The organism is Rodentibacter haemolyticus (genome assembly GCF_015356115.1).
Taxonomy (GTDB): domain Bacteria; phylum Pseudomonadota; class Gammaproteobacteria; order Enterobacterales; family Pasteurellaceae; genus Rodentibacter; species Rodentibacter haemolyticus.
Genome location: NZ_CP063056.1, coordinates 2,320,845 through 2,338,307, shown reverse-complemented (window position 1 = coordinate 2,338,307; position 17,463 = coordinate 2,320,845). Strand labels below are relative to the sequence as shown.

Annotated in this window: 14 protein-coding genes; all 14 read left to right on the top strand. The window is 39.7% G+C overall.

What is annotated here, in order from left to right:
• Positions 1–169: 169 nt before the first annotated feature.
• The 14 genes from yccS to nth all read left to right on the top strand — a co-directional run bounded on the left by yccS (position 170) and on the right by nth (position 17,451).
• Positions 170–2,311 (top strand): YccS family putative transporter, encoded by a 2,142-nt coding sequence (gene yccS / locus IHV77_RS11125; protein ID WP_194812010.1) that lies wholly within the window; start codon positions 170–172, stop codon positions 2,309–2,311.
• An 83-nt stretch (positions 2,312–2,394) separates the two neighbouring features.
• Complete coding sequence (locus IHV77_RS11120; protein WP_194812009.1) at positions 2,395–3,939, top strand: type I restriction-modification system subunit M; 1,545 nt, start codon at positions 2,395–2,397, stop codon at positions 3,937–3,939.
• A 72-nt stretch (positions 3,940–4,011) separates the two neighbouring features.
• On the top strand, positions 4,012–4,563 hold the full coding sequence (gene fic / locus IHV77_RS11115) for a protein adenylyltransferase Fic (protein ID WP_194812008.1): 552 nt from the start codon (positions 4,012–4,014) through the stop codon (positions 4,561–4,563).
• A 73-nt stretch (positions 4,564–4,636) separates the two neighbouring features.
• The gene (locus IHV77_RS11110; RefSeq protein ID WP_194812007.1) at positions 4,637–5,875 is read left to right on the top strand and encodes a restriction endonuclease subunit S; all 1,239 of its coding nucleotides are present in this window, start codon (positions 4,637–4,639) and stop codon (positions 5,873–5,875) included.
• Positions 5,876–5,886: 11 nt separating this feature from the next.
• Complete coding sequence (locus tag IHV77_RS11105) at positions 5,887–6,450, top strand: hypothetical protein (RefSeq protein WP_228550016.1); 564 nt, start codon at positions 5,887–5,889, stop codon at positions 6,448–6,450.
• A 15-nt stretch (positions 6,451–6,465) separates the two neighbouring features.
• Positions 6,466–7,200, top strand: a complete 735-nt coding sequence (locus IHV77_RS11100) for an adenylate/guanylate cyclase domain-containing protein (protein ID WP_194812006.1) — start codon at positions 6,466–6,468, stop codon at positions 7,198–7,200.
• Between the two features lie 29 nt (positions 7,201–7,229).
• Complete coding sequence (locus tag IHV77_RS11095) at positions 7,230–10,289, top strand: type I restriction endonuclease subunit R (RefSeq protein ID WP_194812005.1); 3,060 nt, start codon at positions 7,230–7,232, stop codon at positions 10,287–10,289.
• 113 nt (positions 10,290–10,402) lie between these two features.
• A complete protein-coding gene (gene rsxA, locus IHV77_RS11090; RefSeq protein WP_194812004.1) occupies positions 10,403–10,981 on the top strand; it encodes an electron transport complex subunit RsxA in 579 nt (192 codons plus the stop codon).
• A 96-nt stretch (positions 10,982–11,077) separates the two neighbouring features.
• Positions 11,078–11,659 (top strand): electron transport complex subunit RsxB, encoded by a 582-nt coding sequence (gene rsxB, locus IHV77_RS11085; protein WP_194812003.1) that lies wholly within the window; start codon positions 11,078–11,080, stop codon positions 11,657–11,659.
• On the top strand, positions 11,660–13,999 hold the full coding sequence (rsxC, locus tag IHV77_RS11080) for an electron transport complex subunit RsxC (protein WP_194812002.1): 2,340 nt from the start codon (positions 11,660–11,662) through the stop codon (positions 13,997–13,999).
• Positions 14,000–14,239: 240 nt separating this feature from the next.
• Positions 14,240–15,316: an electron transport complex subunit RsxD gene (rsxD, locus tag IHV77_RS11075; RefSeq protein ID WP_194812001.1), complete on the top strand. Its 1,077-nt coding sequence runs from the start codon at positions 14,240–14,242 to the stop codon at positions 15,314–15,316.
• Positions 15,316–15,942, top strand: coding sequence for an electron transport complex subunit RsxG (rsxG, locus tag IHV77_RS11070; RefSeq protein ID WP_194812000.1), 627 nt, complete (start codon positions 15,316–15,318; stop codon positions 15,940–15,942). Before rsxD ends, rsxG begins: the two co-directional genes overlap by 1 nt.
• A 1-nt stretch (position 15,943) precedes the next feature.
• Positions 15,944–16,672, top strand: a complete 729-nt coding sequence (locus IHV77_RS11065; protein ID WP_194811999.1) for an electron transport complex subunit E — start codon at positions 15,944–15,946, stop codon at positions 16,670–16,672.
• A 143-nt stretch (positions 16,673–16,815) separates the two neighbouring features.
• Entirely contained in the window at positions 16,816–17,451 is a 636-nt protein-coding gene (gene nth / locus IHV77_RS11060) for an endonuclease III (RefSeq protein WP_194811998.1), read from the top strand.
• Positions 17,452–17,463: the final 12 nt, after the last annotated feature.

Below are 17,463 nucleotides of genomic sequence, written 5' to 3'. Positions count from 1 at the left end.
TCAGGGCGTATGTAATGCAATACGCTCCTACCGACGTAATGAAATTCTTTTTGTGCAACTGATACGTAATACCGTTTAATTCGCTATAATGACCGCACTTTAAGATGAAAAGTGAGCTTATAAGGCTCACTTTTTATATTAATCAATAGAAAATAAAGAGGATAATCAAATGAACCATTGGCTCAATGCAAAAGTCATTGCGGCGATTCCTATTTTCATTTCCGTAAATATTGCCGCACTTGGCATTTGGTTCTTTGATATTTCTACCCAGTCTATGCCCTTGATATTGGGGATTATTGCCGGTGGTTTAGTCGATTTGGATAACCGCCTTACCGGTAGACTGAAAAACATTTTCTACACCCTTATCGCCTTCACGTTTTCTGCAATCATCGTTCAATTAAACATGGGTAACGCCCTGCCTTACCTAATCTTGATGACAATCGGCACCTTTGTTTTTACGATGATCGGTGCTATCGGCGAACGCTATCGAACCATTGCTTTCGGAACATTGGTGATTGCGGTCTATACTACTCTGACTTATTCCTCGGATGTCGTGCAAAACTGGTATATCAACCCACTGCTGATTATCATCGGCACCACGCTTTACAGCATCGTTACGCTGGTTGTGTACTTGTTTTTTCCGAACCGTCCCGTACAAGAAAGCGTTGCTAAGGCGTTTTGCGCTTTAGGAGAATATCTGGATGCAAAATCTGAATTTTTTGATCCTGATGAAGTCGATGAAATTGAGAAAAAGCACCTTAATTTTGCGATGAAAAACGCCAATGTCGTCAATGCTTTTAATCTTGCCAGAACCACACTTTTCTATCGTATCCGCGGGCAACATCGCCATACCCGCACCAAGCGAATGATTCGTTATTATTTCACCGCACAAGAAATTCACGAACGCACAAATTCCACCCATTTTGATTACAAACAAATCGCCGAACAACTCAAAAATACGGATTTAATTTTCCGTATTCAACGATTACTGGAATTACAAGCCCAGGCTTGCCATGAAATTGCCGCAAGCCTGCGTGAGAACAGATCTTATCGTTATAATACTCGGGTAGAAAAAGCATTAATCGGAACAATGCAATCTTTCGAGCTTTACAGCCATCAACATACGGAACATAGCGAACAGTTATTAGTTATCCAAACGCTATTGGATAATCTACAAAACATTGACTATCAGTTACGCCAGTTAGAACAAGAAACTACAGAAAATAAACAAAACGCCCGCATTCACACGGAACAAATTACCGGCTTAAAAAATATCGTTTCCGTCATTTTCAGCCATTTTACCTTTGAATCGCCGCTCTTCCGACATGCGGTTCGACTTTCAATCGTGGTATTCGTCTGCTGTGCCATTGTCGAATTTTTCCGATTTAACCTCGGTTACTGGATTTTACTTACTGCGGTTTTTGTCTGTCAACCCAATTACTCCGCCACAAAAACCAGATTACGCCAACGAATTATCGGCACGATTTTAGGTGTTGTAGTCGGTTCACTACTGCCTTACTTAAACCCGACATTGGAAATGCAACTAGGCCTAATCGTGCTAACCTGCACACTCTTTTTCTTTTTTCGCAGTAACAATTACAGCTTCTCCACCTTTTTCATTACCTTACAGGTACTAATTAGTTTTGATGTAATGGGGTTCGGCGCAGAAACCGCCTTGTTACCTCGTTTATTGGATACATTAATCGGCACGGCGATCTCTTGGTTTGCCGTGTCCTATTTATGGCCGGATTGGAAATATTTAGAATTAAATAAAGTGAGTCGCCAAGCTATTCACAGTGATGCCCAATATTTTTTACATATCATCAGCCAATTACAATTTGGTAAAAGCGATGACTTAAAATACCGCATTGCACGCCGCAATGCCCATCAATATTCGGCAGCTCTTAGTTCTACACTTTCCAATATGAATAACGAACCGCACAAATATCAGGCCTATTTGCAGGAAGGGTTTGATTTACTGAAAATGAACTATTCTCTATTAAGCTACATCTCGGCACTCGGTTCTTATCGCTATCGTATGACAAAACTGCGGCAAGACACCCGGTTTTTATCCGGCTTCTACCCCACAGCAAAAAAAATCTTATATACCCTAGAAAATATTGAAAAACTCCCTCAAGAAGTTTTTCATAAATTACAAGAAAATATCTTATTAAGCCTAAAAGAAGTTCAATGGGATGAAACCCAAATTAAAGAAAAATCCGCCTTTACGATACCGTTTCAACAACTAAACTTGATCGCACAATTGTTGCCGCAACTATATGAATATTTTCAAAAACATCGGCAAAACTGACCGCACTTTGTCAACCTGATTTCTTGTGATTAGTAATAGTTATTGTAAAATACTTGCCCCAATTAATTTTAGAAGGATAAAGAATGATCTCAATTCAACAACGAGCAGAACTACAACGCCGTATTTGGCAGATTGCCAACGAGGTACGGGGTTCGGTTGATGGCTGGGATTTTAAACAATATGTGCTAGGCACGTTGTTTTACCGTTTTATCAGCGAACATTTTTCCGACTATATTGAAGGCGGTGATGACAGTATTTGTTATGCTGAACTATCGGATAGTATCATCACGCCCGAAATTAAAACGGATGCAATTAAAACCAAAGGCTATTTTATTTACCCAAGCCAGCTGTTTACCAATGTGGTGAAAAAAGCTCATCACAATCCGCAACTCAATACGGATTTAAATGCGATTTTTGTGGCGATTGAAAGTTCCGCTAACGGGCATCCGTCCGAGCAGGATATTAAAGGATTATTTGCGGATTTTGACACCACATCCAACCGCTTGGGCAATACCGTAGCGGAGAAAAATCAACGCTTGGCGGCGGTATTAAAAGGCGTGGCAGAGTTAGATTTTGGTAAATTTGAGAACAACCAAATTGATCTGTTTGGTGATGCTTATGAATTTCTGATTTCCAATTACGCCGCCAACGCCGGCAAGTCGGGCGGTGAGTTTTTCACTCCGCAGAATGTGTCGAAGTTAATTGCCCAACTTGCCTTATACGGACAGGAAAGCGTAAATAAAATTTATGACCCAGCGTGCGGTTCAGGCTCGTTATTATTACAAGCGAAAAAACTGTTTGACGAACATATTATTGAGGAAGGCTTTTTCGGACAGGAAATCAACCACACCACCTATAACCTTGCCCGAATGAATATGTTTTTGCACAATATTAACTACGACAAATTTGATATTGCTCTCGGTAACACCTTACTTAACCCACAATTTTTAGACGATAAGCCTTTTGATGCCATTATCTCCAACCCGCCTTATTCCGTGAAATGGATCGGCAGTGATGATCCGACTTTGATTAACGATGATCGCTTCGCCCCAGCCGGCATACTTGCCCCAAAATCCAAAGCCGATTTCGCCTTTATTATGCACGCCTTAAGTTATCTTTCTGCCAAAGGGCGAGCAGCGATTGTAACCTTCCCTGGTATTTTCTATCGTGGTGGAGCAGAACAAAAAATCCGTCAATATTTAGTGGATAACAACTTTGTTGAAACCGTGATTGCTCTTGCCCCTAATCTCTTTTTTGGCACGACCATTGCGGTGAATATTCTGGTGTTAGCCAAGCACAAAACCGAGCAAACTACCCAGTTTATTGATGCAAGCGGTCTGTTTAAGAAAGAAACCAACAATAATGTATTAACCGATGAACACATTGCCGAAATCATCAAACTGTTTGCAGATAAACAAGATGTGCCGCACCTTGCCCGTTGCGTACCTAATGATGAAATCGCTAAGAATGATTACAATCTCGCCGTCAGTTCCTATGTGGAAGCCAAAGACAATCGAGAAATTATCAATATTACCGAACTCAATGCCGAAATTCGCCAAACAGTCGCCCAAATCGACCGCTTACGAACCGAAATTGAAGCGATTGTGGCGGAAATTGAGGGCAAGTGATGAATATTCAACCATCAACTTTAAGTTGATAGTTCAAATTGAAGATAATGTTAAAAAAGGACATAAATCATAATGAGCACCCAAGAAATCGACCGTTTAAGCAAGCAGAAAGCCTATGATTTATATGATTCCGGAAAAATCGATCAGATTGAAATTGGCACAACGCAAGGGTTACAACAAATTCATCGGCATTTATTTGAAGGGTTATATGAATTTGCCGGACAAATTCGGGAACTTAATATTTCCAAAAGCAATTTCCGCTTTGCCAATGTGCTATATCTGCAGGCAGCGTTAAACGCCATTGAAAAAATGCCTGAAAATACGTTTGAGGAAATCATTGATAAATATGTTGAAATGAATGTCGCCCATCCTTTTTTAGAAGGTAATGGACGTTCAACCCGAATTTGGCTGGATTTAATTTTAAAGAAAAATCTACAAAAAGTAGTAGATTGGCAAAAAGTCGATAAAAAATTGTATTTACAGGCAATGGAGCGTAGCCCAATCAATGATTTGGAAATTAGTTTTTTATTACAAAATGCCTTAACCGATAAAATTCACGATAGGGAGGTCTTTATGAAAGGCATTGATCAATCGTATTACTATGAACAACCGGAAAATGATTAAACAAGCGGTGGAATTTTGACAAAAATTGGCAAAAGTGCGGCCGGTTTTGGATAAGTTTTAACGGGAAACAAAAATGAAAAATATATTAGATTTAATTAAAGATTGTGAAGTAGAGTGGAAGCCTTTGGGAGAGGTTGCTCAAAAAGTTTCATCTGGAGGTACACCTAAAACAGGTGTTGATGAATATTATGGAGGAAATATTCCTTGGCTTAGAACTCAAGAGGTTAATTTTTGTGATATTTGGGATACAGAAATAAAAATAACGGAAGAAGGATTAAAAAATTCTAGTGCTAAAGTTATTCCCCCTAATTGTGTAATAGTTGCTATGTATGGAGCAACAGTTGGAAGAGTTGGAATAAATAAAATCCCATTAGCTACCAATCAAGCCTGTGCTAATATACAACTAGATGATAATATATTGAATTATCGTTACTTATTTTATTATTTATCACATAAATATGAATATATAAAATCATTAGGAAGTGGTTCTCAAACTAATATTAATGCACAGATAATAAAAAAACTATTAATCCCCATTCCCCCGCTAGAAATTCAGAAAAAAGTTGTAAAAACACTTGACATTTTTACCGAGCTGGAAGCTACGCTGGAAGCTGAACTTACTGCCAGAAAGAAACAATATGAGTATTATCGTAATAAACTCTTAGATTTTAACAATCAATTCGGGGGGTATAGCCAATTCCTATCAAAAGATGTGGTTTGGAAAACGTTGGGGGAGGTTGGTACTTTTATTCGTGGAAGTGGTTTGCAAAAGAAAGATTTTGTAGAAAATGGTGTTGGTTGTATTCATTATGGGCAGATTTATACGCACTATAGTACGTTTGCTGAAAAAACAAAATCTTTTGTTTCTGAGGACTTTTTTCAAAAAGCTAAGAAAGCATCGTACGGTGATTTAGTAATGGCAACAACTAGTGAAAACATTATTGATGTATGTAAAACAGTCGCTTGGTTAGGAAAAGATGATATTGCAGTCAGTGGGGATGCATTGATTATAAAACATAATCAAAACCCTAAATATATGTCCTATTTATTTCAAATAGAGCGTTTCCTTAAATTTAAACAAAAGCATTCAATGGGGACAAAAGTTATCAGAGTTTCTACAGATAATTTGAAAAAATATCAAATTCCACTTCCCCCACTAGAAACCCAACAAGCCATTGTGGATATTTTGGATAAGTTTGATACACTTACTCAAGATTTAACCCAAGGCTTGCCAAAGGAAATTGAATTGAGAAGAAAGCAATATGAATATTATCGGGAGAAGTTGTTGAACTTTAATAACCTTAATAAATAAGAGAGTTTAAAATGAACACGAATCAAGAAAACGATGAAGAAATGTTACTTAACAAGATTGATAAATTAGAATCTATCTTAGAAAGGAATATAAGTTTTATAGTTAATTGTGATACAAAAGTCTCCTTTTGGTTATCTACATTAGGGGTTATATTTACAATATTATTCACAGTAAGAATACCTACTTTAGACTATGTTAGACAGAATTTTTCTGACCTTCAATCTATTTGTGGATGTTTTACATTGGTACTAATTATATTTATATGTTCTTTGATTTCTTGTGTTATAGGAATATATTTTTTAATACAGGTTTTAATCGCAAGGATTGAATGTAATGGTTATTCAAATTCCAAAATTTTTTTTGGGCATATTGTTCAATATTCTGATTATAGGAATTATTTAAATGTGTTAAAAAGTACTACATTAGATGAATATAAAGAAGATTTAGTTTCTCAAATCTATATAAATGCTGTTATTTGTACAGAAAAATTTAAAAATTATAATAAAGGAGCAAAATTTTGTATTTATAGCTTACCTTTTTTAATTTGGTCTTGGTCTTATATTTTTCAAAAATAAAAAATAGGAGTTGTTATGTCTGAATACGATTATAAACAAGGTAAGAACAGAGTAGAAACTATTCTTAATAATTATATGCAAGTTGAAGAAAAAGATAAACTTCCTTGTGATGATAATTTCACTTTTGAAAATGGATATTTATCTTGGGTAACTGCCATATTTGTTGATATTAGAGATTCGACTTCGCTTTTTACAAATTACAATAAAGAGATTGTCGCAAAATTAATCAGGTCATTTACTTCAGAAGTTATTGAGATTTTAAGAGATGATAATATGATTCGAGACATAGGTATTAGGGGAGATTGTGTATATGCGATATATACAACGCCATATGAGGATGATGTACTAGAATGTGCAAATAAAACATTTTACGTAAACACTTTTATAAACATGTTTAATAAGTTATTAAGCCAAAAAGGATTCCCTACAATTAAAGTAGGAATTGGTATGGCGACAGATAAAGAACTGGTGGTAAAAACAGGACGCAAGGGAGTTGGCATAAACGATAAAGTATGGATCGGACGAGCAGTAACTATGGCATCAAATTTATCTGGTATAGGAGAAAAAGATAGTGATCATAGATTGATATATTCTAGTTTATCTTATGATAATTTTTTAAATAAATTAAAGAAAAGAAATGTAGAGGCTATAAGGTGGTTTAAACAAGATTATTATGGATTCAATAAAATATTCAAAGCCAATATAATAATATCAGAATTCAATAACTGGATTGAATCTGATTTTTCTTAATTTAATAAATAAAATTTAACGAGATAACTATGTTGATTACTGAAACCACCCCCATCACCGAAACCAACAACTTTATTATCCTCGATAAATACACGCCCATTGAGCAAAACGGTAGTTATCAAACAGAAAATGATTTGGAACGGGAGTTGATCGCTGATTTGCAGAATCAGGGCTATGAATACCTCAGGGATTTGAATAGTCAGGCGAAGTTGTTGGCGAATGTGCGGGAGCAGTTGCAGAAGCTGAATAATGTGCAATTTTCCGATAGTGAGTGGGGGCGGTTTGTGGCGGAATATTTGGATAAGCCAAGTGAAACCTTGATTGATAAGACCCGCAAAATTCATCACGACCATATCTATGATTTTGTGTTTGATAACGGGCAAATCCGCAATATTTATTTGGTAGATAAAAAACAGATTGCCCGTAATAGCGTGCAGGTCATCAATCAGTTTGAGCAAAGTGGCACACACACCAACCGCTATGATGTAACCATTTTGGTGAATGGCTTGCCGTTGGTGCAGATTGAGCTGAAAAAACGGGGCGTGGCTATTCGAGAGGCGTTTAATCAAATTCATCGTTACACTAAAGAAAGTTTTAATACGGAAAATTCCTTATTTAAGTTTTTGCAGATTTTTGTGATTTCCAACGGCACGGACACCCGTTATTTTGCCAACACTACCCAACGCAATAAAAATAGCTTTGATTTCACAATGAATTGGGCGAAATCGGACAATACGCTGATTAAGGATTTAAAAGATTTTACTGCCACTTTTTTGCAAAAACGCACATTATTAAATGTACTGTTTCATTATTCGGTGTTTGATGTGAGCGAGACGCTGTTGATTATGCGACCCTACCAAATTGCCGCTACAGAGCGGATTTTATGGAAAATCAACAGTTCCTATTTAGCGAGAAATTGGAGCAATAAGGAAAGCGGCGGTTATATTTGGCACACAACAGGCTCTGGTAAAACCTTAACCAGTTTTAAGGCGGCACGGTTGGCGACCGAGCTTGAGTTTATCGACAAAGTATTTTTCGTAGTGGATCGCAAAGATTTAGACTATCAAACGATGAAAGAATACCAGCGTTTTTCGCCCGATAGCGTAAACGGCTCGGAAAGCACGGCAGGCTTAAAACGCAATTTGGAAAAAGACGATAATAAAATCATTGTTACCACCATTCAAAAACTGAATAATCTAATGAAATCGGAAGAAAAATTGCCGGTTTATCAACAACAGGTGGTGTTTATCTTTGATGAATGCCATCGCTCTCAATTTGGCGAAGCACAACGCAATCTAAAGAAAAAATTTAAAAAATTCTATCAATTCGGGTTTACCGGCACGCCAATATTCCCTGAAAATGCCTTAGGGGCGGAAACCACTGCCGGCGTATTTGGGCGAGAACTGCATTCCTACATTATCACCGATGCCATTCGGGATGAAAAAGTGTTGAAATTCAAGGTAGATTACAACGATGTGCGACCAAAATTTAAGGCGTTTGAAACGGAAAAAAATCCCGAAAAACTGACCGCACTTGAGACCAAAGAAGCCCTATTACACCCAGAACGGATTAAAGAAATCAGCCAATATGTGCTGACCCATTTCAAGCAGAAAACCCACCGCCTAAACGGCACGGGGAAAGGCTTTAATGCGATGTTTGCGGTAAGCAGTGTGGCGGCAGCCAAACTCTATTACGATTGCTTTAAACTGCTGCAACAAGCGGTGGAAAAACCGTTAAAAATTGCCACGATTTTCTCTTTTGCCGCCAATCAGGAACAAGATGCCATCGGCGATATTGCCGATGAAAGTTTTGACCCGATGAATATGCAAAATCCTTCCGATAAAGCGTTTTTGCAGTCGGCGATCAATGATTATAACGCTTATTTTCAAACCAATTACGGCGTGGAAAGTCGGGAATTTCAAAATTATTATCGGGATTTGGCAAAACGGGTTAAAAATCAGGAAATCGACCTGTTAATCGTGGTAGGAATGTTTTTAACCGGTTTTGATGCCCCTACGCTCAATACGTTATTTGTGGATAAAAACCTACGTTATCACGGCTTAATTCAAGCCTATTCCCGCACCAATCGTATTTTTGATACCACCAAAACCTTCGGCAATATTGTTACTTTCCGAGATTTAGAACAAGCCACCATTGATGCACTTCAACTGTTCGGCAAGAGCAATACCCGCAATATTGTGTTGGAACGCAGTTATCAAGATTATATGCAAGGTTATGTGGATCAAACCACCGGCGAAAGTAAACGGGGTTATATTGAAGTGGTCAAAGAGTTGCAACGCTGTTTCCCTGATCCGCAGAAGATTGAAACAGAGCAGGATAAAAAAGCGTTTGTCAAATTATTTGGCGAATATCTCCGCCTTGAAAATATTTTGCAAAATTATGATGAATTTCATCAGCCGCTAAGCTCACCTGCGGATGATAATGTGATTGCCGAGCCAGCCGCCCCTTACGGATTTCAGGATTTATCGGAAAGAGCCACACAGGATTATCGTTCCACATATAATGACATTCGGGATTGGCTACGCAAACAACATCAAGGGGACAAAACAGACAAGCAAACGCTGGATTGGAGCGATGTGGTATTTGAAGTGGATTTGCTGAAATCCCAAGAAATCAATCTGGACTATATTTTAGAACTGGTCTTTGAACATCATCAAAAACACCAAAATAAACCCGCCTTGATTGAAGAAGCTCGCCGAATGATTCGAGCCAGTGTTGGCAATCGGGCAAAAGAAAGCCTGATTGTGGATTTTATTCATCAAACGGATTTAAATCGCATTCCAAGCAAAGCAGATATTATCGAAGCCTTTTTCCTATTCGCCCAAGGTGAAATGAAAAAAGAAGCCGATGCCTTAATCCATTCGGAACAACTCAACGAACCCGCTGCCCAACGTTATCTGGCAACTTCTCTTAAACGGCAATATGCCAGCGAAAACGGCTCGGATTTAAACGAACTGTTACCGAAAATGAGCCCGCTGAATCCCAAATTCCTTACCTTGAAAAACAATATTTTCCAAAAGATTAGTGCTTTTGTGGAGAAGTTTAAAGGAGTCGGGGGAAAGCTATAAAAAAACATGACTTTAACTAATTACACTTTTTGGTAATATATTTCCCCAAATTACCTATTGTTCTCCCCTTCATAAATAGGGATAATAACGCCCTTATAAAAAGGCGGTGAGTGATGACACATTATATTTTATTGGTTATCGGTACAGCATTGATTAACAATTTCGTGTTAGTGAAATTTTTAGGGCTTTGTCCTTTTATGGGCGTATCGAAGAAAATTGAAACGGCGATGGGTATGGGATTGGCAACAATGTTTGTCTTAACCGTTGCATCGCTTTGTGCTTACTTAGTGGATCACTATATTTTACTGCCTTTAAATGCAACGTTTTTACGCACGCTTGTTTTTATCCTTGTTATTGCAGTTGTCGTACAATTTACTGAAATGGTGATCAATAAAACCAGTCCGACACTTTATCGTTTGCTTGGTATTTTTCTACCTTTGATTACGACAAACTGCGCGGTTTTAGGCGTAGCGTTGCTCAATGTAAATTTGGCGCACAATCTCACAGAATCCGTCATTTACGGCTTTGGTGCTTCTCTCGGTTTTGCGCTTGTTTTGGTGCTGTTCGCCGCACTACGTGAACGCCTCATTGCGGCGGATGTACCTATCACCTTTCGAGGTTCATCTATCGCCTTAATTACGGCAGGTTTAATGTCCCTTGCGTTTATGGGCTTTACGGGGCTCGTTAAATAACATTAGTGACGTTATGATTTATCTTTTAATGGCAATTACCGTACTGATTTTATTTATCGGGCTTTATCAAAAATTTTCCGGAAAAACAAAGAAATAATGACCGTTTTACTCGTCGTAATCACCTTACTCGCCTTAATCTTTGGTGCGATTTTGGGTTTTGCATCCCTAAAATTAAAAGTAGAAGCAGATCCCATCGTAGAAAAAATCGATGCCGTATTGCCTCAAAGCCAATGCGGGCAATGCGGTTATCCCGGTTGCAAACCTTATGCGGAGGCAATTGCCAATGGTGATGAAATTACGAAATGTATTCCCGGCGGTCAACCGACCGTTGTAAAAATTGCAGAAATTTTGGGCGTGGATGTCCCTGCGATGGAGGGGGGAGAAGAACCCATCGAAATGGTGGCTTTTATTGATGAAAATATGTGTATCGGCTGCACTAAATGTATCCAAGCCTGTCCGGTAGATGCCATTATCGGCACAAACAAAGCAATGCACACCATCATTCCGGACCTCTGCACCGGCTGCGAACTTTGCATTGCCCCCTGCCCTACGGATTGTATTTCAATGATTCCCGTGAAAAAAAATATCGACAGTTGGGATTGGAAATTTGATGCCAAGCTAGTCATTCCGGTGGTAAACATCAGCAATACTGATAAAAAATTAGTTGTGGGGGAATAAGTGACGGACGTTTTATCTCGTTTTAATTCCGGCAAATTATGGGATTTCAAAGGTGGTATTCACCCACCGGATATGAAAGCCCAATCAAGCCACCAACCGCTAAGAACAATTCCTTTAAGTACGGATTTCTACATTCCGCTGAAACAACATTCCGGGCAAGCGGGTAATCTGTTGGTGAAAGTCGGTGATTATGTGTTAAAAGGTCAACCCTTAACGCAAGGCGATGGCTTGCGTATGCTGCCTATTCACGCCCCAACATCCGGAATCATTAAATCTATTGCGCCTTATGTGGCAGCCCACCCTTCAGGATTAGATGAACCGACAATTCATTTATTGGCGGATGGGTTGGATCAAAGCGTTGAACGACATCCTATTGAAGATTTTCTACACCTGACGACAGAACAGCTCATCGAAAAAATCTACCAAGCCGGCGTGGCAGGGCTGGGAGGCGCGGTCTTCCCTACCGCAGCGAAGATCCAATCGGCAGATAAAAAAATCAAATTATTAATCATTAACGGCGCAGAATGCGAACCTTACATCACCTGTGATGATCGTCTTATGCAAGAACATAGTGGTGAAATTATCGAAGGTGTACGTATTTTGCGCTATATCTTGCGTCCGGAAAAAGTAGTTATCGCCATTGAAGACAATAAACCGGAAGCAATTAAAGCCATCAAGCACGCCCTACAAGGCGCAAATGATATTGATGTACGCATTATTCCGACAAAATATCCCTCCGGTGCGGCAAAACAATTGATCTACTTGCTCACGGGTATGGAAGTCCCAAGTGGTGAACGTTCATCCGGCATCGGCGTACTTATGCAGAATGTAGGAACGGTCTTTGCGATCAAACGTGCCGTTATGGATGATGAAGTCTTAATTGAGCGTGCAATAACGCTTACAGGCGATAAAATTCAAGAAAAAGGTAATTATTGGGTACGATTCGGTACCCCGATTTATCACGCACTCACCCACGTAGGCTATCAATTTGATGAGCGTTTTCCCGTCTTTGTCGGGGGGCCGATGATGGGATTGGAATTGCCGAATCTCAATGCACCGGTAACTAAAATCGTAAACTGCCTACTCGCTCCCGATCATTTTGAATATGCCGAACCTAAGCAAGAGCAAGCCTGTATTCGTTGCTCTGCCTGCTCTGACGCTTGCCCCGTTAATCTTATGCCTCAGCAACTTTATTGGTTCGCCCGTAGTGAAGATCACAAAAAATCGGAAGAATATGCGCTGAAAGATTGTATTGAATGCGGTGTTTGCGCCTATGTTTGTCCGAGCCACATTCCATTGATCCAATATTTCCGCCAAGAAAAGGCGAAAATTTGGCAAATGAAAGAAAAGCAGAAAAAAGCAGATGAAGCCAAAATTCGTTTTGAAGCGAAACAGGCACGTATGGGGCGTGAAGAGCAAGAACGTAAAGCCCGCACGCAACGTGCTGCTGAAGCGCGCAGAGAAGAACTTGTCAAAACCAAAGGGGAAGACCCTGTAAAAGCGGCATTAGCACGTTTAAAAGCGAAAAAATCTAACGCCCCCGAAACAACACAAATTAAAACCTTTACTTCGGAAAAAGGTGAAATTCAACCTGATAATACGGATATAATGGCATTGCGTAAGGCCCGTCGCCTAGCACGTCAGCAAACAGAAACGGTAACAACCGATAATACGGCGCAGGAAAACCACGATACCGACACGAAAAAAGCCGCTGTCGCTGCCGCCATTGCTCGGGCTAAAGCAAAAAAACTTGCTCAAGCAAATAACAACAGCGAAATGAAAATCGAAAGTGCGGTCGAAAAAACGCAAGAAAATTCAACCGCACTTGATCCGAAAAAAGCCGCTGTCGCTGCTGCCATTGCTCGGGCTAAAGCGAAAAAGCTTGCTCAAGCAAATAACAACAGCGAGATGAAAACCGAAAGTGCGGTCGAAAAAACACAAGAAAATTTAACCGCACTTGATCCGAAAAAAGCCGCTGTCGCTGCCGCCATTGCTCGGGCTAAGGCAAAAAAACTTGCTCAACCAAATAACAACGGTGAGACAAAAATCGAAAGTGCGGTCGAAAAAACACAAGAAAATTTAACCGCACTTGATCCGAAAAAAGCCGCCGTCGCTGCTGCCATTGCTCGGGCTAAGGCAAAAAAACTTACTCAAGCAAATAACAACAGCGAGACAAAAATCGAAAGTGCGGTCGAAAAAACGCAAGAAAATTCAACCGCACTTGATCCGAAAAAAGCCGCTGTCGCAGCTGCCATTGCTCGGGCTAAGGCAAAAAAACTTGCTCAAGCAAACAACAATAGCGAGATAAAAACCGAAAGTGCGGTCGAAAAAACAGAATAAAATTCCTGTGTTATGTACCAGTTGCCCAAATCATTGTAAGGTGCCGTTAGGCGAAGTCGTAACGCAACAATAAATAAAATAGTGCGTTACGCAAGGGTCAATGCCCTACCAATAAAAATTGGATATGAAACTTTTTTGTGCAACAAATACATAAAGATGGAAATTCAACCGCTATTACGCAAGCAAAGCGAAAAAGGTCGCACAGACTCAACAAGAATTGAAAAAGCTCAGGAATAAAAGATGTTTAAAATGGTCAGTTCCCCCCACACTCATTCAGGGAAATTAACGGCACGTATTATGCTTTGGGTTATCTTAGCGATGATGCCCGCTTTATTTACGCAAATTTATTATTTTGGTTTAGGTGTATTAATCCAAATCACACTGGCGGTTTCTACCGCAGTGCTTGCTGAATTTACGTCAATAAAATTACGCGGCAAAAAGCCATTTTCCTACCTTGCCGATTTTAGCGTAATACTCACCGCCTTAATTTTGGCAATGGCGATCCCGCCTTACGCTCCTTATTGGATTATTATTATCGGTACGCTTTGTGCGGTACTGCTTGGCAAACATATTTATGGCGGTTTAGGGCAAAACCCGTTCAATCCTGCGATGATCGGCTATGTGATATTACTTATCTCTTTTCCTCTGCAAATGACAAGTTGGATACCGCCGATTCATTTATTGCAAGAACCGCCGACATTTTCCGACTCGGTTTCACTGATTTTTTCAGGCTTAACCACCGATGGTTTTTCCTTATCGCAACTCACTCACGGCATTGACGGAATTACGCAAGCCACGCCATTAGATAGCGCAAAGATCTTTTATTCAAACCACAAAGCATCGGATGATTTCTACCAGCTCATAAAAATGCCGATTTTTATGGGAAATGGTACTGATTTTGCGCAAGGTTGGTGGCAAGTGAATGTTGCCTTTTTAGTTGGGGGAATCTTCTTAATTTTAAAACGAACCATTCATTGGCAAATTCCGATAGCGATGTTAGTGACTTTTTTCTGTTTAGCCACGATTACCGCCCTTGCCGGCGGCACGCATTTAAGTGTCGTCAGTCAGATATTAAGCGGTGCAATGATGTTTGGGGCATTTTTCATTGCCACAGATCCTGTTACTGCTTCAATTACGCCACGTGGGAAAATCGTATTTGGTGCGCTCGTTGGTCTTCTTGTCTATCTTATTCGTTATCACGGAAACTACCCTGACGGTGTTGCATTTGCTATTTTGTTAAGTAATATTTGCGTGCCGCTTATCGACCATTACACACGCCCACGGGTAGCGGGTTATCACATAAAAGGAAAAAAATAATGGGGACATTTAAGATCAGCTCCGGCTATGGCGCACTTTTAGGCTTAGTTGCCCTGCTCTGTACCGCAATTTCTTCCGGTATTTTCTTTCTTACCAAAGGAAAAATTGATGAAGCCATGGCAGCACAGCAGAGAGAATTATTATTACAAGTGATACCACAAAACTATTTTGATAATAATCTCGTGGAAAGTGCGGTCATTCCGAAGGCTGAAAGTCTAAACGGAATTCAAAAAGTTTATTTCGCCAAAAAAGAAAATCAAGTCTCGGCTTATGCCTATGAAACCACCGCGCCCGACGGCTATTCAGGCGATATTCGGCTGTTAATAGGGCTTTCTCCGGACGGTGAAGTATTGGGTGTTCGAGTTATTGAACATCATGAAACACCGGGGTTAGGAGATAAGATCGAATTACGTATTTCCAACTGGATTTTAAGTTTCAATCATCACTTCATTAATGAAACGAATTTAACTGATTGGGCGGTAAAGAAAGACGGCGGTAAATTCGATCAGTTCTCCGGTGCGACCATTACACCACGTGCAATTGTAAATCAGATTAAGCGTTCCGCCTTCGTTATGCTAAATAATCAACCGCTGCTACAACAACTCGCCACCGCTCAGGAAAAATAATATGGCAAATTTAACGGAAAAAACCACCGCATTTGAAGAAACTCAGCCTCAAAGTGCGCTTGAAAATCAGGCAGAAAAATCTTTATTGAAAGAGATTTTCACTCAAGGAATCTGGAAGAATAACCCGGCAATCGTACAACTGCTCGGGCTTTGTCCTTTACTGGCGGTTTCCTCTACGACAACTAACGCCTTGGGATTAGGGCTTGCCACAATGTTGGTTTTAACCTGTACTAACACGGTAATTTCACTATTCCGTAAACAGATCCCACACGAAATCCGTATCCCGATTTATGTGATGATTATTGCGACCACCGTTACCGTGGTGCAATTATTAATGAATGCTTATACTTATACGCTGTACCAATCTCTCGGTATTTTCATACCTCTCATCGTCACAAACTGTATTGTAATCGGTCGTGCGGAAGCCTTTGCCTCGAAAAATAACCTCTTACATTCCGCTTGGGACGGTTTTTCTATGGGATTCGGTATGGCATTAAGCCTTACCGTACTTGGCGCACTGAGAGAAATCCTTGGGCAAGGCACATTATTCGAAGGGATTGAAAACCTTTTTGGTGAACACGCAAAATTCCTCACGCTCCACATTTACCATACCGATAGCAGCTTCTTACTTTTCATTCTGCCGCCGGGCGCATTTATTGGATTGGGATTGTTACTCGGCCTAAAAAACAGAATCGACAATCATCAACAAAAAGTAAAAAGTCACCATTAAAGTGCCATTTAACTTACTAAGTTTCTTAAGATTTTAGGAAATTTACAGCGGTCGAATACAGCAAATTTTCCATGAAGGAAATTCATGCCAAAAAGCGTGCTTTACTATTTTCTCGTAAAAGCAAGAAAATAGAGGAAAATATTATGAATCAAAAGAAAAGAATTGAAATATTAACCCGTTTACGGGATCAAAATCCCCACCCTACCACTGAATTACAGTATAATTCGCCCTTTGAATTATTAATCGCAGTGATTTTATCGGCGCAAGCCACCGATAAAGGGGTCAATAAAGCGACGGAAAAGCTTTTTCCTGTCGCCAACACACCACAAGCTATTTTAGATTTAGGCTTAGATGGGCTAAAAAACTATATAAGAACAATCGGGCTTTTTAATAGCAAAGCGGAAAATATCATCAAAACCTGCCGAGATCTCATTGAGAAACACAACGGTGAAGTGCCTGAAAGTCGTGAAGCTTTGGAAGCACTGGCGGGAGTGGGAAGAAAAACCGCAAATGTCGTATTAAATACAGCCTTTGGTCATCCCACTATTGCGGTTGATACCCATATTTTCCGCGTATGTAATCGCACAAATTTTGCACCGGGTAAAGATGTGGTTAAAGTAGAAGAAAAACTGCTTAAAGTCGTACCTGATGAATTTAAAATAGATGTGCATCATTGGCTCATTTTACATGGTCGTTATACCTGCGTGGCACGTAAACCGCGCTGTGGCTCCTGTATTATTGAAGATCTCTGCGAATATAAAGACAAAACCGAATATTAAAATTTTTGGACA